The organism is Marinomonas profundi (assembly GCF_020694005.1).
Classification (GTDB): Bacteria; Pseudomonadota; Gammaproteobacteria; order Pseudomonadales; family Marinomonadaceae; genus Marinomonas; species Marinomonas profundi.
This window is the reverse complement of the sequence record NZ_CP073013.1, coordinates 1,219,353-1,242,196: the sequence shown is the minus strand read 5'-3', so window position 1 is coordinate 1,242,196 and position 22,844 is coordinate 1,219,353. Positions and strand designations below refer to the sequence as shown.

Sequence of the window (22,844 nt, the reverse complement as noted above, 5' to 3'; positions counted from 1 at the left end):
TTCCTTCTTGTTTTTCTCTTAGGTCAATAAAATAAATGGCATGAATATAACCACCACCAGTACCAGTACAATCACCGAAATATAGGGCATGACGGCTTTGAATGACTTGTCTATGGACAGCTCGCCAATGGCGCTGGCGATTAACAAGCATAAACCATAAGGCGGTGTAATTAAGCCAATGGATAAAGTGATGATAACGACTATGCCAAGCTGAACGGGGTCGACGCCTAACGTGAGCGCGACAGGGTAAACAACCGGCACAAATAGCACCATGGCTGGAATCGCATCCATAAAGGTGCCAACAAATAGGAAGAAGGCGACAATAATGAATAAGAACACGTATTCATTGCTACCAATGCCACTGAAAAAGCCTGAGACCAGCGCGTTGATTTGATAGTAGCCAAGGAACTCCCCGAGCGCCGATGCGGCGGCTAAAGCAAAGAGCGATAAACAGCTAAGTTTTAAGGTTTCGGTGAAAATCTTTGGCAAATCTTTGAGGCTAATAGATCGGTAGTAAAACGCGCTAACGAAGTAAGCATACACCGCCGAGAACGCGGCCGCTTCTGTCGGCGTGAACACGCCAAAGACAATACCGCCAATGATAATTAGCGGTGTGATCATCGCTGGAATGGCGTCTTTGGTTAAGGCGATAAACTCCGTGCGACTGATTTTCTCGGCTTTTGGTAAGTTGTCACGTTTGGCAATAAGGCTAATGACAAACATCATGCCAAGACCAATCAGAACACCTGGAATCATGCCGCCGATAAACAGTTGACCAACGGAGGTGTTGGTTAATCCACCATAAATGACCATGGTAATACTGGGGGGAATAATGCCGCCAATAGTCGATGACGCAGCGGTGACGCCCACAGACATTTCACGGCTGTAGCCTTTGTTGATCATGTTCGGAATGAGGATTTTGCCGACGCCAGCGGTGTCCGCAGTAGAAGAGCCACTGACCCCCGCAAACAGCATGGATACCAACACGTTAGCATGGCCTAAGCCGCCCGGTTTACGACCGACCAAAGCGATAGAGAAGTTGATTAAACGGTGCGATATTTGGCCGCTGTTCATAATATTGGCGGTTAACACAAAGAGTGGTACCGCGAGCAACACATAAGAGTTAAGACCGTAGAACATCTTCATTGGAATCATGGTGGCGGGTGCGCCCGTCATGGTGCCGATGCCAACCAAAGAGGCGATACCAATGGAAAACGCAATGGGTATTCCTAGAATAATAAGACCAATAAACAATAAGGTGATTAGCGCGAGTTCCATGAAGCCCCCTTAAAGCAAGACAATGTTTTTGCTTCGTTATAGATGTTATCTACCAGATAAACACTGGAGCTAATAAAGGTGATTGGCATGATTAACCACACATAGCCTTGTCGAAATTCAGGGATGCTGATCCAGCGCGAGTTCCAAAAAGCTTGAGTGATTTCCACGCTGTATAGTGAACAGAGCAGACAAAAAATCAGCATGATGGTGTTCTGAATTATCACTAAAATGGCGCGTTTATCGCCTTGAAAATAGTGCGTAAGCACGTCGAAACCGAAGTGTTTGTTTTCTTTTACCATCACCGCTGTGCCAAGGAACATGGCCCAGATAAAGGAATTTACGGCGACTTCTTCTGTCCATAACACCGAAATACCAAGATAACGAGTCATGACCTGAACTAAGGTTGCGACGAGAAAAATCACCAGCAGCAAAACGCCTAGGCTTAGTTGGAGTCGAGCAATAAAAGTAGTCAGTATTTTCATACCATATATCCTTGACGCTCCGAGGTGTCCTCGGAGCTAGGCTAGCAGAGAGCGTTATTTAGTCTGACGGATGGTTTCAAGTACTTCTGTCATGCCATTTTTTGCCGCCCATTGATCTTGGATAGACAGGGCTTTTTCAATGAAAGGAGTGCGGTCTAGCGTATTGATGATGGCGCCATCATCAATGGCTTGTTGCTTGTAGGTGGACTCTTCACTGTACAGCGCTTGGCGTTCTGCTTGAGTCGCTTCTGTTACGGCTTGGTTGAACACCGTGCGTTGTTCATCATTGAAGTTTTCCCACACAGAATTACGCACTAACAGAAGGCGAGTGGTGTAGTCATGTCCGGTTTCAGAAATGTACTTACCGTTTGACGTTTTGTGGTGTTCCATTGGAATGAAGTAGGGATACGCGTTTTCAGCAGCGTCCACGACGTTACTTGATAAGGCTTGGTAAAGTTCAGCCCAAGCAACAGAGGTGGGTACCGCGCCGATTTCTTTCCAATATTGAGATACCACACCAGAAGTTTGAGTTCGGATTGTCATGCCTTTTACATCGGCAAAAGTATTCACTGGCTGTTTGCCATACCAATGACGAACCCCGGCGGTCCAATACGCTGCCACTCGGTATTTTTCACCGGATTTGCTGTAGATGATGTCGGCAATATCGGTGCCTACTTTGCCATCCACGACTTTTTCCCAATGGCTGTAATCATTGAATAGGTACAGTAAAGAAAACAGATCCACTTCTTCAATGCCAGAGGAAGTCATAAAACCAGGTGACACCAGCACCATATCAGCACCACCAAGCACCAGCTTTTCAACCAGTTCGTTTTCATTGGTGCCAATGGTTCCAGCGTGTACTTCTACATTGAAAAGACCGGATTTATCCGCAACGTCTTTCAGTTTTAGCATGCCCGTTTGGTATGGGCTAGAAAGGTTGGTTTGGTTGTGGGCAGCAACGAGTTTGATCGTGTCTGATGTCGCCGGGTCATCGCTGCATCCAGCGAGAGAAAGGGCAGCGGCAGCGGTGAGCAGAGTAAATAATTTTTTCATGATAACTCCATTATGGATCGATTTTTATGATTATGGTGATCACACTTTAGGTAAAAGACGATATCATGGAATCGATTCCATGAATAGGGTCTGTTATTTGCTTTTGAGTATTATGTGGTTGTTTTTTGTCCTAGATGATTTTGTTTAAAGGCTTTTGCTGTAAAGGCACTAGGTCGAATGACGAATAATGAGTTCGGCTTTGAGCTTGATATGTTGTGGTGGTTCGTTGTTGCCTTGGACTCTAGCAAGCAAGCGCTCGCAAGCGGTTTGGCCGATGAATTGGGTGGGTTGACGCATGACGGTGATGCCGCCTTCAAAAAGTTGTGCCCATTCTGGGTCGTCGATGCTGATTAAGCCTATTTGCGAGCCGATGCGAATGTCGAGCTGCTTCAACGCTTTTGCGGTGCTCATCATGGCAACACCGTTGGTGGTGAAGATGGCTTTTTTACGATCGGGATGAGCGGCGATAAAGCCTTCAATGGCCTTGACTAACAAGCCAACGCCCATTTTTTCGATTTCAATCACATCGCAAGTGATGTTGTTGTTTTCTTTGCTGAAGGCTTGAATCGCGTCGACGCGTGTTTGGCGCGGGTCAATGGCAATGGATTCGGTGATCACCAAAATAGCGTCATAATCTAGGCCTTGTAAGTGCTCGCAAGCGGTTTTTGCGGCGGCTTCGTTGTCTAGGCCTACGGTGTCGAAGCCGAGCGACGTATTGATCCGGTCAACGAGAACCAAAGGGCAGGAGGTGCGTTGCAAATTACTGACTTGTTTTTGTGCCATGCCCGCCGTATTGACGATGATGCCATCCACTCGGTGAGCTTCGAGTAAGGATAAATAGCGGTCTTGTAGCTCTTCTGTGTTGTCCGTATTGCAGACCATCAACATGTACCCTTCGCGCCGGCAAACATGTTCGACGCCTTGCAATACATCAATGGAGTAAGGGTTAGTCACATCGGCCAGCATTAAACCAATCAGCTTCGAATGCCCCGCTCTGAGCATACGGGCTGAATGATTGGGACGAAAATCCAGATGAGCGATGGCTTGTGCGATTTTTTCTCGCAACGCGTCTGATAATTTGTCTTGTTCTCCATTGAGATACCGTGAAACACTGGTCTTGCCGACCTTGGCGTAGTTGGCCACGTCTGAAATGGTGGTGAAACCTTTATTATTCTTTTTCAGCAAGGTGTTGCCTCAATCATTGGGTGGGTATTTTTTCGCTACTGTAAACTATGATCCCAGTTAGGTGCAATTGCGCCTCGTTTTTGAAAGCCGGAGTATTATGAAAATTTTCAGTTGTCAGCAATGTGGACAGACGGTGTTATTTGAAAACACGCACTGCGAGCAATGTTCGTCGTCATTGGGTTTTTTGCCCGATCAGTTAGTGATCAGTGCGTTAAAATCGGTGGATAACGCTTGGTACGCAATGGCGGATAAATCGATTCCTGCCAAGCGTTGGTATTACTGTGAAAATCATCAGCATCAAGTGTGTAATTGGCTGGTGGAGGAAGGCGGAAGTACGTTTTGTGTGGCCTGTGAACTGAATCGTCATATTCCCAATTTGGGCAAAATAGAAGAACGTCAGGCGTGGCAGCAACTTGAGTTTGCCAAGCATCGCTTGGTGTATTCTTTGCTGCGCCTTGGCTTGCCTTTGGTGAGCAAAAAAACAGAACCTGAAGACGGTTTATCCTTTGATTTTATTTCCGAAAATAACCAAGTGCCAGAAGATGCCAGTGCCATGACAGGCCATGCTTCTGGACAGGTGACGATCAATGCCGCTGAAGGCAATTCGGTTGACCGTGAGCAAATGCGCGAAGACATGAATGAGTCTTATCGGACGGTGATTGGGCATTTTCGTCATGAAATTGGGCATTATTATTGGGATTGGCTAGTTCTGGAAGATGAGCAGGTTTTGGCTGATTTTCGGGCTATTTTTGGCGACGATCAAGCCAATTATGCCGAAGCGCTCAAAGCGCATTATGAGGCCCCGAATGCTAATTGGCAGCAGTCCTTTGTGAGTGTCTATGCGTCATCGCACGCTTGGGAAGACTGGGCGGAAACCTGGGCGCATTATCTGCATATTGTCGACACCTTGGAAATGGCCAGCGATCTGGGCTTGAGTTTGCAGCCTGTGGGATCGAACCGCCAAAGTTTGTCGGTAATGGTGAATATTGACCCGTACCGGCACGATAATTTCGATGATATTTTGGCGCAATATGTGCCGTTAACCTTTGCGGTAAACAACCTGAACCGAGGGATGGGACAACCGGATTTGTATCCTTTTATCTTGGTGCCAGCGGTACGTAATAAATTGGCTTTTATTCATCGCTTGTTAGTGGCTTATCAAGCTGCATAAAGGCGCGACAAGAGATGGTTTTGTAGGCCTGATGAGGGCGGTACGACCGTGATCAGGCGTGTGACGTTATTTAGCCTACAATGGGCTGATTTATATTGTTTTTTTGTCGGTCGTGGCTTCAGCCTGACAAGGCGTAATTTGTCGTCACAAGCTTTTTTGTCGGTCTGCTATTTTTTTAGGATAAATCGCGACCTACAAGACCGACGGAAGTCGTTTAGCGACACCCTCGTAGTGGGTGGTGAATTGTTATCTGTGGTGTATTTTACGACTTATTCATGGCGACAAATAAGGCGATCCGTTATCATGCTCGCTAATGGGCGTGTGTAACGCCGCCGCCTGACTTTTACTCTTTAGGATCCTAATGAAAAAGACATTTAAACTATCTCATCCCACCATCAAATACCCGCGCTTAATTGAAGCCACGAAAAGCGAGGTCAAAAAATACCTAAAAAGAGAGCGTAATAAAGCCTTGCCTGAGTACGCTGATTTTTGGGGATTTGATTGCCGTTTTGGTCAAACCGAAGCGTTGGCTGAAGAGATTCATGTCGCTCAAATTAACGAAAAAATCAGCTTTGCTGAAAGCCAAGAATGGACTGAGTTTTACCTTGAAATTCTAGCCGCGCCAGCACAACGTACAAAGCGTGAAGAGACTGACGAGCAAGACGAAGACGCAGAGAGCGAAGCGCCAGAAGAGAACGACGAAGAGCGATAAGCTCTGCGATTAGATCACAGATAATAAAAACGCCAGATCAAGTGACCTTGCTCTGGCGCTTTTGTTTGAGGAGCTCGTTTATCAACGATAACCTTGCGCTTGCAAGGTAAACAAATGCGCGTATTGACCTTGTTGAGCCAGTAATGACTCGTGGGTGCCGTGCTCTTTGATTTGCCCATGTTCCATGACGATGATTTCATGGGCTAAACGCACGGTAGAAAAGCGATGGGAAATCAGAATCGCCATTTTATCCTTAGTGTGTTGTTGGAAATGTTGGAAAATATTGGCTTCGGCTTGAGCGTCCATCGCTGCGGTGGGTTCGTCGAGCACCAATATATCCGCGTCTTCGCGCATGAAGGCGCGTGCCAAGGCGACTTTTTGCCATTGCCCGCCAGACAATTCTTGCCCGCCTTTAAACCAACGCCCTAGCTGCGTCTGATAGCCCTGTTCAAGTTCGCGGATAAAGTCAGTGGCTTTGCCTAATTCAGCGGCTTTTGCCCAACCGGTTTGGTCCGTAAATCTATCATTGTCGCCCGCGCCAATGTTTTCACCAACGGTAAACTGATAACGCACAAAGTCTTGGAAAATCACCCCGACCCGTTTGAGTAAAGCGGTTTCGTCCCAGTCGAGCAAGTCTAACCCATCCAATAAAATTCGCCCTTGCGTTGGGTTATAAAGGCGCGTCAGCAGTTTGATTAGTGTGGTTTTACCAGAGCCGTTTTCACCGACAATGGCGAGGCTGTGTCCAGGGCGAATGTGAAGGTTGATGTCAGCAAGGGCGGGCCGTTCGCTGCCCGGATATTGGAAGGTGACGTTTTCAAAACGGATGCCGTCGTTGGGGTTGGGGCCAATCAGCTGGCCATTGGTCGCCAGTGGCGTTTCTTGCTCTAAATATTCGTAGAGATTAGACAGATACAAGTTGTCTTCGTACATGCCACTAATGGCGGTTAACGATGACGATACTGCGCTTTGGCCCTGTTTAAACAAGAGCAAATACATGGTCATTTGACCCAAGGTAATGGCGCCAACAATGGTGTCGCTGACGATCCAAGCATAGGCACCGTAAAACACCAAGGTGCTGATCACGCCAAGGGCAAAGCCCCAGCTTTCTCGACGTAAAATAAGCCGTTTACTTTCTTTGAAGAGCTTTAAAAAAATGTCGGTATAGCGCTGTAAAAAACGTTCCCCTAATTGATAAAGGCGAACTTCTTTGATGTTGTCTTCCCGCGCCAGCAAGGTTTCTAAATAGTTTTGCTGACGGACTTCTGGTGAGCGCCAACGAAACATTAAAAAGGCATCACCAGAAAACTTCGCTTCGGCCACAAACGCGGGCAAGGCACCACAGATCAATAACAGCAGCGCCCATGGGGAAAAATGCCAGAGCAACACCGCAAAACTGGATAAAGAAATGGCATTTTGCAGCAAGGTAAAGGTCTTGTTCACTAAGGCGAGTGGACGACTGGAAGCCTCGCGGCGTGCTTGCACCAGCTTGTCGTAAAATTCAGAATCTTCAAAATGCGACAGGGTGAGACTTTGTGCTTTGTCCAAAATCATCACGTTGACTTTTTGCCCTAACAACCCCTGCAATATGGCTTGCTGAGCGGTTAATGAACGTTGGGCCGCGGCAATCACCAGCACCAAAATGCCTTCTAATAGCACATAGTTGAGCGCGGTTTGATAATGCAGTACCTGATCTTGCTGGTAGCGTTTCATCGCGGCGAGCACGGCATCGACAATTAATTGTCCAATGTACGCCATAGCCGCTGGCAAGACACCCGCAATTAAAGTGGCAAGCGCTAGCCCGATGGTTAACGCGGGTGACGTTTGCCACACCAACTCAATGGCGCGACGACTGTAACGGAAGACACCAAGCATATTTTTATCAAGTGTATTGTTGGGAGTATTAGCGGGTTTCATTAACCGTCCTAGCTGTTAGATAGCAACATTAAAACGCTATATAGTACAAACTATTAGAAGTTTAATCATTTGTTAATGAATTGCGCACCTAAACCGCTGGTGGGAATAAAAATAGATTTTGTAAGGCCGTTAAAGAAGGTGTCGCAGAAGGTAATCATCGAAGGTTGGATAAGTGTTGTAGGCCTGATGAGGGAGGCACGACCGTTATCAGGCGTTGGGTTGTGTGGGGGTTGTGATGCCGGATTACATCTTCGTTCCTTGATTCATCCGGCCTACGGGTTGGTGTAAGTTATGGTTTTGTAGGCCTTATCTTTTTTTTAGAAAAGCAGCCAAGAAATAAGTTGAATTATCCCTATAATAGCGCCTGCTAATATTAGTAGGAGCAGGCTATTAACGGTGTATTTTAAGCGTTTATAGGCTTTTCGATTAGTCTGTTTCAATGTTTTACTTTGTGCTAGTAGGGGTGCCACTGTTTTGAATATTTTATTCGCCAGGCCGCTTTTATCGTCACTGGTGTTGGGAACGATGGATGCCTTCATCAGAATTTTATAGCAAAAATTAATCATCTTACCGAGGGGATTAACGGGACGGTCAAAATCACACATTAAAATCAGTCTACTTTGATCTGTGTTGTTTTTGACGAAATGTAAGTAGGTTTCATCAAATAACAGATCCTTGCCATCTTGCCATGAATACTGTTGTCCATCGATATTAATGAAACAGCTTTGAGTGTTGGGCGTTTCCAGGCCTAAATGGTAGCGTAACGAACAGGCGACAGGATCAAGATGGCGTGTGAGCTCTGAATTAGGTGGCATAAAGGCAAACATCGCCCCATTGATATTTTTTATTTTACTCAAAATTTCTGTCGTTTTAGGGCACATATTTTGAGCTGAGGTATGTGTGTAGCCATACCATTTTAGATAAAATTTTCTCCAGCCATACTTGTGGAAGGTTCGAAACCCTACATCGTAATAGGCATCTGAACCTTGTTTATTAATATTTTCTAGCTCCCCTTTCTGCTGGAGTGCTAGAGCCTCGTCCCGTATTATTTCCCAGTTCTCACGCAATGCATCCAATTCTTTATACTGGAGAGTATCAATAATAGGATGGCGGACCTTTCGGCAAGAAAATAGGTAGAGCAGGCAATTTAATGGCGCGAAGATTGGCCAGCCTTTACGAAAATATTCCGACCAGCTGTTATAGCGAATATTTCCTCTGTGCGTATAAATGTAATACATAGAGCACATGCTAAAAGTGGCAATGACGAGTAGGATTGCGGCAAGCTGCATTTTTATTTCCTATTTCTTGATGATCGGTCTCTTTATTTGCTAATTATTTACCAATCGTCATGAAATGTGAATACCTCAAATGAGGTATGCATTTATCTGCTCTTTAATTTCGTATTGATGTATTTATTTGAGTGATTATGGTGTCAAAGGTGAATTTGATGCGGCTTTATGCCGCATCGCTTTCAGCGAACTCGCTGCTGTCATCGTCAAACACCACATTGCTTTCCTCTTCTTCGTACAGGACATCTTCGTCCGGTTCTATCACAAGATCTTCAAGGGGCTTTTTAGGAGATGACTCGGTTAGGTCGAGTTGGGCGGTTTTAGTGGCGCTTTTTTTCGATTTTGGTGTGGTTTTTTTCTTATTGCTTAACACCTCTAAGAGAAGGTCTTTGTGTTCAGCCAGGTACATGGAAAGAGCTTCCTTCTGGCTGCGATCGTTCGCTAGTTGGCTTTGGTCTAAAATGTCGTATAGAGCTTCTGCTGTATCCAATAATTTGTCATAAACATCGGCTTGCGCTTTTGAAGTAAACGTCATTTTTTCGATTCCATCGCGTTCTACTACATATTTTATAATGACAGGCATGATCCACCTCATGGAAATAATACTGTATAAATGTACAGTATTATTTCCCGCCTTGTCCAGTGCTTTTAATTTGTTGATCGAGACAATAATGCTAAAGTAGCGCCCTTGATAAAGGAAGCTGTGTTTATGCCATTTGACTTTTCTCAAATAGATTTCCCCCAATGGGATTTTTCTATTATCTCAGAGCACGCGGAAATTGCGCTTACATTAGCGTGGGTCCTGCTTTTTTACGTTATGCGCCGTTATACCAAACGAGCAATTCGTTCACATCAAAAAATTGAACACGACCAAAAACGGCAACGAATTAATACGGTCGATAATCTTTTTAACCTGTTTTTGGTGGTGGGTTTGGTGTTGATTTGGTCATCTGAACTGCAAAACATTGCCATTTCTATTGCGGCTTTTATGGTGGCATTGGTGATTGCCACGAAAGAGTTTATCGCTTGTATTGTAGGGGCGTTCTATCGTGCTAGCACACGACCTTATCAAGTAGGCGATTGGATACGAATCGCTAACTATGAAGGTGAGGTGACAGACAGTGATTGGCTATCGACAACCTTGTTTGAAGTCGACTTAAAAGGCGGAAGTTATACCTATACAGGCCGTACCACCGTGGTTCCTAATAGTGTATTGCTGGTCCATACCGTACAAAATCTGAACTATATGCGGCGCTATGTTACCCACACGTTTTCTATTTCACGGCAAACCGATGATGTGAATTTATATTTAATAAAAGAGCAAATACTGGAAAAAATTCGTGAATACAGTGAGCATTTTCATGACGTGGCCATTCGCTATAACAGTCTGATTGAAAAGCGCTTAGACATTAAAATATCTGGCCCTGAGCCAAGAGTACGCATCACCACGACACGAGATGGTTACAATGTGTTTACCGTGTCTTTATTTTGTCCGACGGAAGAAGCGGTGGAAATTGAACAAAAAGTCACCGAAGCGTTTATGGCATTTTGGTTTGAGAAGCGCGATGCGAGGGCGATTGCGATTAGGGGGGAAGGATGATGGTTGGCCTGCGTATTAGCACACTTTTTGTGGTGGGCATGTCGTTATTGTTAGCGGGGTGCAATAGCTTTCGTGTGAGCGAAAATGACGTCAACACTGAAGTCGCCAAGCAGCTGGCTCAGCAGCAAGACACGCCGATTAAGCTTTTGTTAAATGGCAATACCTTGAATTTGGATTTGCTGGTGACCGGGGCGGATATTGATTTTACCGAACGCGATGGTGGCTTGGTTCTGGTTGATTTAACTAGCAATATGACAGGTACGTTAATGGCATTCGGTCAGACATTTTCGTTGACGACAAAAGTCAATCCGTCTTTTGAATCGGGTGTGCGCATTGAAGAAGATCGTCTGTATTTAGTGGCCCCGAAAATCATCAAAATTGACGTCGAGGGCGCGAGTTTTAATGACCAAATGCTGCGCTCGACTTTAGGCTCTTTACATGACGACTTTGAAAAAGCCCTTGTCGCGTATTTTGATGAACACCCAGTGTATGTGCTCAATCACTCGCCGTTTGAAAAAACCGCGGCAAGGCTGGTGAAAGACATTATTATCACCGAAGATTCTCTCGAATTGTCAATTTTCTAATGCGCTTTTGTTGGGCTGCGTTTCTTTATTAGGCAAGGCTGAGAGTTGGCTTTATAATGCCGCGATAAAATGAGCGGTAACGCTTAATCGTTGAATTAAAAATGAGGAAACAACATGTCGATTGCAGACAATCAAGTGGTTCAATTTCACTACACCTTGCGCCACGGCGAAGAATTGATCGAAACCTCGGCGGGTAAAGACGCCGCGGCGTATTTACATGGCCACGGCAATGTTATTCCAGGGCTTGAAAAAGCCATGGAAGGAAAACAAGTCGGTGACGAATTTGAGGTGACGGTTGCCTGTGCCGATGCGTATGGCGAGCGCCATGAAGACCGTCAGCAACAAGTGCCAGTCAAACACTTGCAAGGCGCGAAACGCTGGAAAGCTGGCATGGTTGCCATGGTGCAAACCGATAAAGGTATGCGTCAGGTTACCGTGGTAAAAGTGGGTTTGAAGCGTGCGACAGTGGATTTAAACCACCCTTTGTCTGGCAAAGATTTGACCTTCAATATCCAAATCGTAGACGCTCGTGAAGCCACCAATGATGAAATCGCCCATGGTCATGCCCATGGCGTTGGTGGTCACCACCACTAAGCTTTATTGAGCTAATTTATTTACCTAAAGCCCCTGTTATGGATGCCGTAGCAGGGGCTTTTGTGCTTTAAGGTTTGTTATGTCTATGGCGTGGGTTGATTTTAATCAACTAAGCGCAGCAAATATTAAATTTTAATAAGAATCGTTATCAACACCTTGACAGCGTCGATTCCTCCGCACATTATTGATAATAATTATCATTTATATGTTTGGAGGATAAAGTGATGAGCCATTATCTAGTGCCATTTTCAGTGCTCGAGCAAACCATTCAAGCCGGTCAGTGCGCAGACTCGCCAGAAGTGCTCTATCATTATTTAAACCTGACAGAAGAATACGCTGAGCGTTTGAATATTACCGATGCCACTTTGTTACACCAGCGAGTGTTCAATGTCTTATTAGACACAGTGTGCGATACCAGCCTTGCGCCGCACTGGCGTCAAATCTGTTTAGACAAGGTGTATTTGCCTTTGTCGCATCTCAAGCACTTAATCGTGACGTATCAAGATGCGAAAAGCTATTTCAGAATGGAGCACAATCTGCGAATTTTGAGCCATTATTTTCTTTCTTCTTTCGAGCAACAAGAGCCACATTGAGAGGTGAATATGCGTATTGAAAAAGACAGCATGGGGGCGTTAGAGGTTCCTGAAAAAGCGCTCTACGGCGCGCAAACACAACGCGCCATTAACAACTTCCCCATTAGCGATGAGCCACTTCCTGAAGCCTTTATTCGCTCGCTTATTTTGATCAAGGCCGCCGCGGCACGCGCTAATGAGACCCTTAAATGCCTAACGCCTGAATTGTCTCAAGCCATCCAAAAGGCCTGTGATGAGCTTTTAAATACCGATGATTTGATGCAGCATTTTCCTGTGGATGTTTTCCAAACCGGCTCTGGCACCAGCTCGAACATGAACGCCAATGAGGTGATTGCGACACTAGCGAGCGCACATCACGGCTCAGCCGTTAATCCGAATGACCATGTGAACTATGGCCAAAGCAGCAATGACGTGATTCCCAGTGCGATTCATGTCAGCGCCACGTTGGAATTAACCGGTCATTTGTTGCCCGCGTTAGTGCATCTAAAAGAGACCATTGTTGAAAAAGGCGACGCCCTAGCAGGCTACACCAAAACGGGTCGCACCCATTTGATGGACGCCATGCCGGTGCGATTGGATCAAACCTTTCACGCTTGGGCCGCACAACTGCAAGACAATATTGATAATTTAACCTATTTAGAAAGTAAAACCACGCAACTGGCCCAAGGTGGCACCGCCGTTGGAAGCGGTATTAATGCCCATCCCGAATTCGCCGATTTGTTTGCCAAGGAGCTGTCTGATTTGACCAAGGTGACCTTTAGCAAAGGGCGCAATTTTTTCGCCTTGATCAGCTCCCAAGATACAGCGGTTGCCTTGTCGGGTCAGTTAAAAGCCGTTGCGGTAACTTACATGAAAATCGCCAACGACCTGCGCTGGATGAACTCCGGCCCCTTGGCGGGGCTAGGCGAAATTACATTACAGGCGTTGCAGCCGGGTTCCTCCATTATGCCGGGCAAAGTGAATCCCGTGATTCCAGAAGCAACCGCCATGGTGGCGGCTCAAGTGATTGGTAACGACGCGGCGATTACCATTGGTGGACAGTCGGGGAATTTTGAGCTCAACGTCATGTTGCCAATGATCGCGAAGAACCTGCTAAACAGCATTAAACTCTTGGCAAACAGTGGCCAGCTTTTGGCGGATAACGCCATAGCGACCTTGACGGTGAATGAAGGCAAATTGAGCCAAGCGCTGCATCGTAATCCTATTTTGGTCACGGCGTTGAACCCAATAATCGGTTATAGCAAAGCCGCCGAAATTGCCAAAAAAGCCTACCAAGAAGGCCGCCCGGTGGTCGATGTCGCTGAGGAAGAAACCGAGCTAAGCCGAGACGAATTGCTGGCTTTGCTGGATCCTGCCAAGTTAACCCGCGGCGGACTCTAGTACAGGGCCAACAAGGTTTCGTTGATTGATTGATTGATTCCCTTGCCAAATAACGAAAACAAGCCAGCGTCCGCGCTGGCTTTTTTTGTCTAGCACACTTGTTTTTACCTCACTTAAAGATGCGCCAGATCACGTTTGAATAAGGTTTCCAAGACCTGTGCGGTTGGCGTTAGAGGCGTGCCACGGAGTCGAATAATTCCCACGGTGACATCACCCGGCTGAGGCGATATATCAAACGTTTGTACGCCGTTGCCGCAGAGTGGATCATCAAATAAACGTGCCGGGCCATAACCTATCAAGTCGGTGCGTCGCATCATTTCTAGCATTAAAAAGGGGGAGGAGCATTCAACGATGTGTGCTGGATGAGGTAAATTCTGTTGCGTAAGCCAAGTCAGAAAAAGGTTTGAACTACTGCCTTGGCTTAAATTTAGCACCCAGCGTTGCTGTAATAACGTGGGCCAGTCATGTGAATGCGCCATGGGGTGCGCTTCTCGTCCCGCCACGCAGGAGCGAATAGCAACCATAGGCGTGAAGCTTAATTCGGAGGGCAGCTGAGTGGAGGCGGCAATGGCGACACCAAAATCCAGTCTGCCTTCTAATAAGTCAGGGATAATACCCGTCAATAAACCTTCTTTTAAACTCAAGCTGGCGTCGGGTAAGGCTTGGGTAAACTGTCGATAAATAGACGGAAAAAAAGTCACCATGGTCACTGGTGTTAGTCCCACCCGCACGAGGTGTTAACTGGACTGCCCCTGTATCCTTTTATGGAAATGAATGTCGTGGCGCTTTGTCAGCACCCTTCTTCCATTAAATAAAAAAACGATTATTGGTAAAAATAACAATAAATCTAAGTGTTTATTAAACACATCAAAGCGGAGAGATAAAAATGACTGTTAAAACAATTCAAACAGCAGCAGTACAAGAGTTACTGAAAAAAGTAGCGGGTCTAGATAATGATCAAGGTAGCCCACGCGCAAAAGAAATCATGTATCGATTGATGTCTGATATCTATAAAATCATCGAAGATCTTGATATTACGCCGGATGAATTTTGGCATGCTGCGAACTACCTAAATGAACTAGGGACGAATAAAGAAGCCGTATTATTAGCGCCAGGTCTAGGGTTCGATCACTTTTTAGACATTCGTGAAGACGCTAAAGACGAGGCCGCTGGACTGGCGGGTGGTACGCCACGCACGATTGAAGGCCCTTTGTATGTTGAAGGCGCGCCTACTTCTCAAACAGAAACTCGTATGGACGACGGCAACACACCTGGGCAGGGTATGTGGTTGCACGGTCAAGTAAGAGATGAAAATGGTCAGCCTATTGCCGGAGCACTGGTTGATATTTGGCATGCCGATACCAAAGGCGGCTATTCATTCTTTGATACGACGCAGAGCGAGCTTAACTTGCGCCGTAAAGTACTGACGGATGAAAATGGCCATTACTTCGCCCGCAGCATTGTACCAAGTGGCTATGGCTGCCCACCAGAAGGCTCGTCTATGAAGGTGCTAAACCTACTTGGACGTCACGGAAATCGCCCAGCGCACATTCACTATTTCGTCTCTAAACCGGGCCGTAAGCACTTAACAACACAAATTAACCTAGCGGGTGACAAATACACGTACGATGACTTTGCCTTTGCAACACGCAATGAATTGGTGGTGGAAGCCGTACCCTCTAATGATCCTGAAATGATCAAAAAGCACGAATTCGACGGTGAGTATTTAGACGTAGAATTCAACATTACCTTGATCAAATCCGAAAAAACGGAATTGGAAGACAAACACACCCGAGCACGAGTATCACTGGTTTAAGAGACTCTCTTGTCAGTAAGATGATGTTCTTATAAAAACCTTAATCCCCGCTAGACGCTATGCTAGCGGGGATTTTTTATTGCCAGAAAACCAAACCATTAAAAGCCATTCAACGCCTCATCCACCGCCGCTTTGGCGTGAATATACGCAGTGTCAAATAAAGGCACAGAGACGTGCTCTTGCTTTAATAAAAGCGTAATTTCTGTACAGCCTGCGATGACGGCTTCTGCGCCAGCATCTTGGAGTCGATTGACGATATCGATATAAACGGCTCTTGATTCAGGCCGTATTTTTCCGAGGTATAGCTCCTCGTAAATAACGCGATGTATGCTGTCTCGGTCTGGTTTTGAAGGCGTAATAACGTCTAAACCATATTGATCTTCAAGTCGTTTAATATAAAAATCTTCTTCCATCGAATAGCGAGTGCCGATAAAAGCGACTTTTTGATGCTGTTGTTTAACCAGTTCTTTCGCGGTGGCATCGGCAATGTGCAGTAACGGAATCTGTATGGCACTTTGCACAGCATCAGCCACCTTATGCATGGTGTTGGTGGCGATAAGAATGAAATCGGCCTGCGCTTGTTCTAAACGTTTGGCTTCTGCGGCGAGAATGTCGCCTAACTGCCCCCAATCAGCTTGATGTTGCAGACGCTCAATATCAGCAAAATCGACACTGGATAAGATTATCTTAGCCGAATGCAAGCCACCAAGTTGCTGCTTAGTCAGCTCGTTGATATTTTGGTAATACAGAGCAGAAGACTCCCAGCTCATCCCGCCAATAATACCGATTGTTTTCATGCTTGCGTCCTTTAATGTGGATAACCAAACCATGAAGTCTAACGCGCTTATGGAAAGATCGTAATGCACAGACAGTCAGAATAACAAAGCCAACTGTGATGGCAGGCTTTACAACGCTCTTTTGTCATAAAAACGCTGGAAGTACTTAGCCATCCAAATAACCCCCTCCAAGAGCCTGTCGCTAAACGACTTCCGTTAATCTTGTCGGTCGCGATTTATCCTTTAAAAATAGTATGCCGACAAGATGTAACTTACCACGACAAATTACGCCTTGTCGGGCTAAAGCCACGACCTACAAAAAACAATATAAATCAACCAATTGCAGGCTAAATAACATCCACGCCGGATAACGGTCGTGCCTTCCTCATCCGGCCTGCGAAACAAGATGTTTTGTTTATGAGGCTGGTGCATTTATAATTTGTGTTATTCGATCTGTCGCTGTGAGCAACGAAATGGATATGACAAAGCAATTAATTTTACGACCCGCTGAGATGGCAGATGCCGATCTTTTATTACTGTGGCGTAATGATGTTGAGACACGTCAAGCGTCGCATAATACCGATGAAGTGGTTTTGAGCTCTCATCTCATTTGGCTCGAGGCCTCATTAAGTAAGCCTGATCAAAGGCGTTTGTGGGTAGCTGAGATGATGGGTAAGGCTGTCGGGACGTGCCGAGCGGATCGCGTGGAAAACAGGTGGGAGTTGTCTTGGACGGTGGCGCCAGAAGCTCGCGGAAAAGGCGTTGCTCATCAGATGCTATCGGTTTTGGTGAGTTATCTTGATGGGCCCTTGGTGGCGCAAGTGAGAAGCGACAATATGGCTTCTATCAAAGTCGTTGAGCGCGCGGGTTTTGCCTTTGACAAAGAAGAGAGCGGTGTTTTGTATTATGTGTTTTTTAGACAGTCCAGCTCGCTAGTTTAATCACCAAAGCGAATGCGGACTTTAGGCTCGTTGGTTTTTTTCTCGGTCGGTTTGCGCAACGGATCGACCAGTTTTTCCAAGCCATTGATTTTAATCTCCAACGCCAGTTGCAGCCATTGCCCTAGATTGCCATTCGGCCAACCTTTTTTCGCAAACCACAGCAAATAGTCTTCCGGTAGGTCGATTAAAATACGGCCTTGGTATTTTCCAAAGGGCATGGTTTGACGAGCAACTTGAACGAGATCTTGTTGTGAAAACATGGGCTTCGCTTAATGATGGGTTGAGTTTGTATGTGTATTTAAACTTTGTACGTGTATTTAAACATAGCCGAGTTATTTGGCAAATGGTGGGTTTTCCTTAAAGCGCTGAATCAGGTAGTCACAAATGCTTTGTAGTTTGGGGGAGGGCTGACGTACTTTGGGATAAACCAACCAAACGCCACTGTACGGATACTGATATTGCGTCAACAAGGGGATGAGTTTGCCGCTGGCGAGATCGTCACCCACATAATAATCCGGCAGTTGTGCGATCCCTAAGCCTTTTCGTACCGCATCGAGCAAGGCGGGGCCAGAATTGCTGCGCCATTGGCTGGCGACTTTCATTTCTTTGCGTTGCCCATCTTGTTGAAACAGCCAGTGGTTTTTGGAACCGATCAAGCAGCTGTGTTTGTTCAGTTCGGCTAACGTATGCGGCATACCGTGTTGGTCTATGTATTCCCGCGAGGCGCAAAGGTATTCCACACGATCACACAAACGTCGAGACAAATGGCTAGAATCCTTCATCGCCCCCATGCGAATCGCCAGATCGTAACCTTCTTCGATTAAATCCACCGAACGATTGGTAAGATGAAAATCCAGCTCGATCTTTGGGTGATTTAATAAAAAATCATTCATCAAAGGGGCAATGTAGCGCTCGCCAAAGGTCGTGGCACAGGTCATTTTGACGGCGCCAATGGGGGCTTGGTTTAAGGTTGAAATCATTTCCTCGGCGCTGCTTAACGCTTCGGGTAAACCTCGGCAATGCTGATAATACAGCTCTCCGGCGTCGCTTAAACGAATGCGTCTTGTGGTGCGAAATAACAGTGTGGTGCCAAGTTCCGCTTCGAGTTGCGTGATTAAGCGACTCATGTGAGACGCCGATACGCCGAGTTTTATCGCGGCAGCGGAAAAACTGCCTTGTCTAACGACCTCGATAAAGGCTTCCATGGCTTCCCAGTTTTTCATTTTATCCCCTGCCATTAAAAAGCTTAGATTAACTCACTTTCGATGAAGTAAAAAATGATTGTTGCTGTATGGCAATAATCATTTTCCAAATTGAGCATTATCCTGGTAATCATTTGCGTCTACACTGTGGGCATCGAAAATGATTCAAAACACACTTTGGAGTACGCAATGAAATGTAAAGCCGCTGTTGCTTGGGGCCCAGGCCAACCCCTTAAAATTGAAGAAGTAGATGTTCAGGATCCGCAAAAAGGCGAAGTGCTGGTTCGCATGGTCGCAACAGGTGTTTGTCACACCGATGCGTTTACCTTGTCGGGTGAAGATCCAGAAGGCATTTTCCCGGCTATTCTTGGTCATGAAGGAGCGGGGGTCGTCGAAGCCGTCGGTGAAGGCGTTACCACGCTAAAAGTCGGCGATCACGTTATTCCTCTTTATACCGCAGAATGTGGCGAGTGCAAGTTCTGCAAATCGGGCAAAACCAACCTTTGCCAAGCGGTGCGTGAAACACAAGGTAAAGGCCTAATGCCAGACGGTACCAGCCGTTTTAGCATCAACGGCGAGCCAATCTACCATTATATGGGGACTTCTACCTTCTCTGAATACAGCGTGGTTGCTGAAATTTCGTTGGCGAAAATCCACGTGGATGCACCGCTAGAAAAAGTCTGCTTGCTAGGTTGTGGCATCACCACGGGTATTGGTGCCGTACTAAACACCGCGAAAGTCGAAGAAGGCGCGACGGTTGCGGTGTTTGGTTTGGGTGGTATTGGTTTGTCAGTCATTCAAGGCGCTCGCATGGCAGGGGCGTCTCGTATTATTGCCATCGACATTAACGAATCTAAATTCGACATGGCGAAGCAGTTTGGTGCGACCGATTGCATTAATCCGAAAAACTTCGAGGCGCCGATTCAGCAAGTCATTGTTGATATGACTGACGGCGGTGTGGATTATTCTTTCGAATGCATCGGTAACGTGCAAGTGATGCGTCAAGCGCTTGAGTGCTGTCACAAAGGCTGGGGCGAATCCATCGTTATTGGTGTGGCGGGAGCCGGTCAAGAAATCTCTACGCGTCCATTCCAGTTGGTCACCGGTCGAGTCTGGAAGGGTTCTGCTTTTGGTGGCGTAAAAGGTCGCAGCCAATTGCCAGGGTATGTCGAAGACTACATGAATGGCAAGATCGAAATCGACCCATTTGTTACCCACACTATGCCGCTGGAGCGCATCAACGAAGCGTTTGATTTGATGCACAAAGGCGAGAGTATTCGTACTGTCATTCTGTTTGATAAGTAAGCTTTTGTATAAGTAAGCTTTCGATAAATAATCGTTATCACACCGTTTTGATAAGCCCGCTGAGCGGGCTTTTTTAACACAGTTAAGGAGACAGCTATGGAACTGTTATCGAGCACCAAAAGCTTCGGTGGTTGGTTGAAGCGTTATAAGCATGAAAGCTTGTCCGTAAAAAGCGAGATGACTTTTGCGATTTATCTACCACCACAGGCGGAAACGCAAAAAGTCCCGGTTTTGTATTGGTTGTCAGGTCTGACCTGTAACGATGAAAACTTTACTCAAAAAGCCGGTGCTTTTCGTAAAGCCGCTGAGCTAGGTTTGGCTATCGTTTGTCCCGATACCAGCCCACGCGGTACGGATTATCCACACGAACATGAAAGCTATGACTTTGGTTCCGCGGCAGGGTTTTATCTCAACGCCACGGTGGAACCTTATGCGAATACCTACCATATGTATGACTACGTCGTGCAAGAACTGCCGCATTTGGTGGAAGCGAACTTCCCGGTGACAGACAAGCGTTCGATCTCTGGTCACTCAATGGGTGGTCACGGCGCCTTGATTTGTGCCTTGAAGAATCCGGGCAAGTATCAATCCGTTTCCGCCTTTGCGCCAATTGCCAACCCCACTGACTGTCCTTGGGGAGAAAAAGCCTTCACCGGATACTTGGGTGAAGACAAAGCCACGTGGAAGGAATGGGACGCGACTTGTCTTGTAGAAAATCTAGTAGAAAGCCAAGTTGAAAAAGCCAGTGAACGCTTACCTTTGTTTATCGATCAAGGCGAAGCGGATAACTTTTTGACAGAACAGCTTAAACCCGAAGCCCTAGAAGCGGCCTGTGAAAAAGCCGGACACCCGATCACGCTGCGCCGTCAGCCGGGTTACGATCACAGCTACTTTTTTATCGCCAGCTTCATCGACGAACATCTAGCGTTTCATTCTAACGCGTTAGGTTAATCGGAGTTTGGCGGAGTTTGGGGTCAGATCAAAAAATAGAATAGTGGAAGTCTTAAACTCTGAGAGGCAGCTATTTCTTGATCTGACCCCAAAGACCCCCTCTATTTGTCTCTTCTTGCTGTTTATTGTTGGGCGATTTATTAAATAATAAAAAGATGTTTCAATAAAATAGAATTGATATTGTTATTTTCTGTTTGTTCTTCTAGTATGGCCTCGTAAAGCGGCTAAAAAGCAAAGGTCGCTTGTCCAAAACCAAATAAAGAGGAAATGCTGTGTTTGACTTGACGGGAAAAGTCGCCATTGTCACTGGGTGCAATACTGGGCTTGGACAAGGAATGGCGTTGGCGTTGGCCAAGGCGGGGGCAGACATAGTGGGTGTAAACAGAAGCGCTCCGACTGAAACGATGGCGCTAATGGAAAGCACCGGCCGGAAATTTCACAGTGTGATCGCCGACATGAGCAAAATGGACAGCGTTGATCGTGTGGTAAAAGAAGCCGTCGCGGCGTTTGGCAAAGTCGATATTTTGGTCAATAACGCCGGTATTATTCGCCGTAACGACGCGCTTGAGTTTACCGAACAAGACTGGGACGACGTAATGGACGTGAACATCAAAGCCGTTTTCTTTATGTCTCAAGGTTTTGCCAAACAAGTCATCGCTCAGGGCAGCACCGGTAATATTATTAACATTGCTTCTATGTTGTCTTATCAAGGCGGGATTCGAGTACCGTCTTACACGGCGTCAAAAAGCGGCGTGATGGGCGTAACGCGTTTGCTGGCCAACGAATGGGCTAAACACGGTATTAATGTCAACGCCATCGCGCCGGGTTACATGGCAACCGACAACACCAGTGCGCTACGGGCCGACGAAGACCGTTCTAGCGAGATATTAAACCGTATCCCCGCAGGACGTTGGGGAACACCGGATGACATGGCGGGGCCGATTGTGTTTCTTGCATCCGACGCGTCGCGTTATGTGAACGGTTACACCATTGCGGTGGATGGGGGTTGGTTGGCGCGTTAACCGGCATTTGTCTTGAGTGGGGTGTTGTTAGGTCAAAAAATGTCATATAGTTAAACGACAAAAACCCATTTCAAAAATAATGAAACTCATATGAAAAACGAAGACAACGCGCTACAAATTGAACCGGTATCGTCGGTAATGAAGGTGTTTGCCATTCTTGCTGCATTGGCCGAACACAAATCCCTTGGTATAACGGAATTATCGCAAATCGTGATGAGCTCCAAAAGCACCGTCTATCGCTTTTTGCAAACCATGAAAATGCTCGGGTTTGTGTCTCAGCAAGGCGATGACGACCGCTACTGGCTCACACTCAAGCTGTTTGAAGTAAGCTCAAAAGCACTGGAACATGTGGATCTGGTGTCATTGACCGAGCCCTACATGACCAGCATTGGCGAGCAAACCAAAGAAGCCTTGCATTTAGGCGTACGAGATGGCGACGGCATTATTTATATCTACAAAGTCGACGCGCAATACAATTTGCGTATGCAGTCGCGCATTGGTGGCCGTAACCCGCTTTACTCTACTGCAATAGGCAAGGTGTTGCTGGCAGAACGACCAGACAGCGACATTCGACAGACCTTTGAAAACATTGACTTTATTCCTTCCACCGCGAACACTCATGTTTCGGTTGATTCGTTATTGGTCGAATTAAAGGCAGTGAAAAATCAAGGCTACGGCGTCGACAACGAAGAACAAGAAGAAGGCCTACGCTGTATTGCAGCGCCTATTTATGACCGTTTAGGCAACGTGATTGCTGGGTTAAGTTTATCCTTCCCGACGCTACGTCATACGCCAGAGAAATTTGAAAAATACGTCGGCTTATTACAAGACGCCACAACCAAGATATCGGAAAAATTGGGTTACACTCAGAAACCTTAATTAGCCCATGTTAAAAAGCTGGCCTCATTCACCATGACGCCAGCTTTTTTATGTCTTATCGACTGTCTTTAGCGGCGAATTTGGTGCGACCAAGATGACTGTCTGGCTGCATGT

At 46.3% G+C, this 22,844-nt stretch carries 25 protein-coding genes; 14 read left to right on the top strand and 11 right to left on the bottom strand.

Annotation, left to right across the window (positions count from 1 at the left end):
- Positions 1 to 18 precede the first annotated feature (18 nt).
- From J8N69_RS05810 to J8N69_RS05795, 4 genes are all read right to left on the bottom strand, one after another.
- Positions 19 to 1,278: a TRAP transporter large permease gene (locus J8N69_RS05810; protein ID WP_168824781.1), complete on the bottom strand. Its 1,260-nt coding sequence runs from the start codon at positions 1,276 to 1,278 to the stop codon at positions 19 to 21.
- The gene (locus J8N69_RS05805) at positions 1,263 to 1,760 is read right to left on the bottom strand and encodes a TRAP transporter small permease (protein WP_168824779.1); all 498 of its coding nucleotides are present in this window, start codon (positions 1,758 to 1,760) and stop codon (positions 1,263 to 1,265) included. Before J8N69_RS05805 ends, J8N69_RS05810 begins: the two co-directional genes overlap by 16 nt.
- Positions 1,761 to 1,814: 54 nt before the next feature.
- Positions 1,815 to 2,813, bottom strand: a complete 999-nt coding sequence (locus J8N69_RS05800) for a TRAP transporter substrate-binding protein (protein ID WP_168824778.1) — start codon at positions 2,811 to 2,813, stop codon at positions 1,815 to 1,817.
- Positions 2,814 to 2,981: 168 nt separating this feature from the next.
- Positions 2,982 to 3,998 (bottom strand): LacI family DNA-binding transcriptional regulator, encoded by a 1,017-nt coding sequence (locus J8N69_RS05795; protein WP_168824776.1) that lies wholly within the window; start codon positions 3,996 to 3,998, stop codon positions 2,982 to 2,984.
- Positions 3,999 to 4,095: 97 nt separating this feature from the next.
- Here J8N69_RS05795 and J8N69_RS05790 point away from each other — a divergent pair, with 97 nt between their 5' ends.
- Both J8N69_RS05790 and J8N69_RS05785 read left to right on the top strand, forming a co-directional pair.
- On the top strand, positions 4,096 to 5,169 hold the full coding sequence (locus J8N69_RS05790) for a zinc-binding metallopeptidase family protein (RefSeq protein ID WP_168824774.1): 1,074 nt from the start codon (positions 4,096 to 4,098) through the stop codon (positions 5,167 to 5,169).
- 361 nt (positions 5,170 to 5,530) lie between these two features.
- Complete coding sequence (locus tag J8N69_RS05785; protein WP_168824772.1) at positions 5,531 to 5,881, top strand: DUF6172 family protein; 351 nt, start codon at positions 5,531 to 5,533, stop codon at positions 5,879 to 5,881.
- Between the two features lie 81 nt (positions 5,882 to 5,962).
- On the opposite strand, the gene J8N69_RS05780 is transcribed toward J8N69_RS05785, so the two are convergent.
- The 3 genes from J8N69_RS05780 to J8N69_RS05770 all read right to left on the bottom strand — a co-directional run bounded on the left by J8N69_RS05780 (position 5,963) and on the right by J8N69_RS05770 (position 9,670).
- Positions 5,963 to 7,798 (bottom strand): ABC transporter ATP-binding protein, encoded by a 1,836-nt coding sequence (locus J8N69_RS05780; protein ID WP_168824770.1) that lies wholly within the window; start codon positions 7,796 to 7,798, stop codon positions 5,963 to 5,965.
- Between the two features lie 317 nt (positions 7,799 to 8,115).
- A complete protein-coding gene (locus J8N69_RS05775; RefSeq protein ID WP_168824768.1) occupies positions 8,116 to 9,087 on the bottom strand; it encodes an aspartyl/asparaginyl beta-hydroxylase domain-containing protein in 972 nt (323 codons plus the stop codon).
- A gap of 166 nt (positions 9,088 to 9,253) precedes the next feature.
- The gene (locus J8N69_RS05770; protein WP_168824766.1) at positions 9,254 to 9,670 is read right to left on the bottom strand and encodes a YebG family protein; all 417 of its coding nucleotides are present in this window, start codon (positions 9,668 to 9,670) and stop codon (positions 9,254 to 9,256) included.
- Between the two features lie 126 nt (positions 9,671 to 9,796).
- Here J8N69_RS05770 and J8N69_RS05765 point away from each other — a divergent pair, with 126 nt between their 5' ends.
- From J8N69_RS05765 to J8N69_RS05745, 5 genes are all read left to right on the top strand, one after another.
- Entirely contained in the window at positions 9,797 to 10,687 is an 891-nt protein-coding gene (locus J8N69_RS05765; RefSeq protein ID WP_168824764.1) for a mechanosensitive ion channel family protein, read from the top strand.
- A complete protein-coding gene (locus tag J8N69_RS05760; RefSeq protein ID WP_168824761.1) occupies positions 10,684 to 11,271 on the top strand; it encodes a DUF1439 domain-containing protein in 588 nt (195 codons plus the stop codon). The genes J8N69_RS05765 and J8N69_RS05760 overlap by 4 nt, the downstream gene beginning before the upstream one ends.
- Before the next feature lie 114 nt (positions 11,272 to 11,385).
- Positions 11,386 to 11,865: an FKBP-type peptidyl-prolyl cis-trans isomerase gene (locus J8N69_RS05755; protein ID WP_168824759.1), complete on the top strand. Its 480-nt coding sequence runs from the start codon at positions 11,386 to 11,388 to the stop codon at positions 11,863 to 11,865.
- Between the two features lie 224 nt (positions 11,866 to 12,089).
- Entirely contained in the window at positions 12,090 to 12,458 is a 369-nt protein-coding gene (locus tag J8N69_RS05750) for a hypothetical protein (RefSeq protein WP_168824757.1), read from the top strand.
- Between the two features lie 3 nt (positions 12,459 to 12,461).
- Positions 12,462 to 13,838 carry a class II fumarate hydratase gene (locus J8N69_RS05745; protein WP_269751552.1) on the top strand — a complete coding sequence of 459 codons (1,377 nt, stop codon included), beginning with the start codon at positions 12,462 to 12,464 and terminating at the stop codon, positions 13,836 to 13,838.
- Positions 13,839 to 13,951: 113 nt separating this feature from the next.
- Here the strand turns inward: J8N69_RS05745 and J8N69_RS05740 are convergent, their stop codons facing one another.
- Positions 13,952 to 14,542, bottom strand: coding sequence for a LysR substrate-binding domain-containing protein (locus J8N69_RS05740; protein WP_229426432.1), 591 nt, complete (start codon positions 14,540 to 14,542; stop codon positions 13,952 to 13,954).
- 60 nt (positions 14,543 to 14,602) lie between these two features.
- Between J8N69_RS05740 and J8N69_RS17055 the strand changes: the two genes are divergently transcribed.
- Both J8N69_RS17055 and catA read left to right on the top strand, forming a co-directional pair.
- Positions 14,603 to 14,653 (top strand): hypothetical protein, encoded by a 51-nt coding sequence (locus J8N69_RS17055; RefSeq protein ID WP_229426430.1) that lies wholly within the window; start codon positions 14,603 to 14,605, stop codon positions 14,651 to 14,653.
- A 71-nt stretch (positions 14,654 to 14,724) separates the two neighbouring features.
- Positions 14,725 to 15,654 carry a catechol 1,2-dioxygenase gene (gene catA / locus J8N69_RS05730; RefSeq protein WP_168824751.1) on the top strand — a complete coding sequence of 310 codons (930 nt, stop codon included), beginning with the start codon at positions 14,725 to 14,727 and terminating at the stop codon, positions 15,652 to 15,654.
- Between the two features lie 98 nt (positions 15,655 to 15,752).
- On the opposite strand, the gene J8N69_RS05725 is transcribed toward catA, so the two are convergent.
- Positions 15,753 to 16,451: an aspartate/glutamate racemase family protein gene (locus J8N69_RS05725; RefSeq protein ID WP_168824749.1), complete on the bottom strand. Its 699-nt coding sequence runs from the start codon at positions 16,449 to 16,451 to the stop codon at positions 15,753 to 15,755.
- 458 nt (positions 16,452 to 16,909) lie between these two features.
- Here J8N69_RS05725 and J8N69_RS05720 point away from each other — a divergent pair, with 458 nt between their 5' ends.
- Positions 16,910 to 17,371, top strand: a complete 462-nt coding sequence (locus J8N69_RS05720; RefSeq protein ID WP_168824747.1) for a GNAT family N-acetyltransferase — start codon at positions 16,910 to 16,912, stop codon at positions 17,369 to 17,371.
- Here J8N69_RS05720 and J8N69_RS05715 read toward each other — a convergent pair.
- Both J8N69_RS05715 and J8N69_RS05710 read right to left on the bottom strand, forming a co-directional pair.
- On the bottom strand, positions 17,368 to 17,631 hold the full coding sequence (locus J8N69_RS05715; protein ID WP_168824745.1) for a DUF3820 family protein: 264 nt from the start codon (positions 17,629 to 17,631) through the stop codon (positions 17,368 to 17,370). The genes J8N69_RS05720 and J8N69_RS05715 overlap by 4 nt on opposite strands.
- Before the next feature lie 72 nt (positions 17,632 to 17,703).
- Positions 17,704 to 18,594 carry a LysR family transcriptional regulator gene (locus J8N69_RS05710; RefSeq protein ID WP_168824743.1) on the bottom strand — a complete coding sequence of 297 codons (891 nt, stop codon included), beginning with the start codon at positions 18,592 to 18,594 and terminating at the stop codon, positions 17,704 to 17,706.
- Positions 18,595 to 18,762: 168 nt separating this feature from the next.
- On the opposite strand from J8N69_RS05710, the gene J8N69_RS05705 reads away from it, so the two are divergent.
- The 4 genes from J8N69_RS05705 (at position 18,763) to kdgR (ending at position 22,730) form a co-directional block, all read left to right on the top strand.
- Entirely contained in the window at positions 18,763 to 19,878 is a 1,116-nt protein-coding gene (locus J8N69_RS05705) for an S-(hydroxymethyl)glutathione dehydrogenase/class III alcohol dehydrogenase (RefSeq protein WP_168824741.1), read from the top strand.
- A gap of 96 nt (positions 19,879 to 19,974) precedes the next feature.
- Positions 19,975 to 20,829 (top strand): S-formylglutathione hydrolase, encoded by an 855-nt coding sequence (fghA, locus tag J8N69_RS05700; protein ID WP_168824740.1) that lies wholly within the window; start codon positions 19,975 to 19,977, stop codon positions 20,827 to 20,829.
- A gap of 272 nt (positions 20,830 to 21,101) precedes the next feature.
- Positions 21,102 to 21,851: a 2-dehydro-3-deoxy-D-gluconate 5-dehydrogenase KduD gene (kduD, locus tag J8N69_RS05695; RefSeq protein WP_168824738.1), complete on the top strand. Its 750-nt coding sequence runs from the start codon at positions 21,102 to 21,104 to the stop codon at positions 21,849 to 21,851.
- A gap of 90 nt (positions 21,852 to 21,941) precedes the next feature.
- Positions 21,942 to 22,730, top strand: a complete 789-nt coding sequence (gene kdgR, locus J8N69_RS05690) for a DNA-binding transcriptional regulator KdgR (protein ID WP_168824736.1) — start codon at positions 21,942 to 21,944, stop codon at positions 22,728 to 22,730.
- Positions 22,731 to 22,844 lie beyond the last annotated feature (114 nt).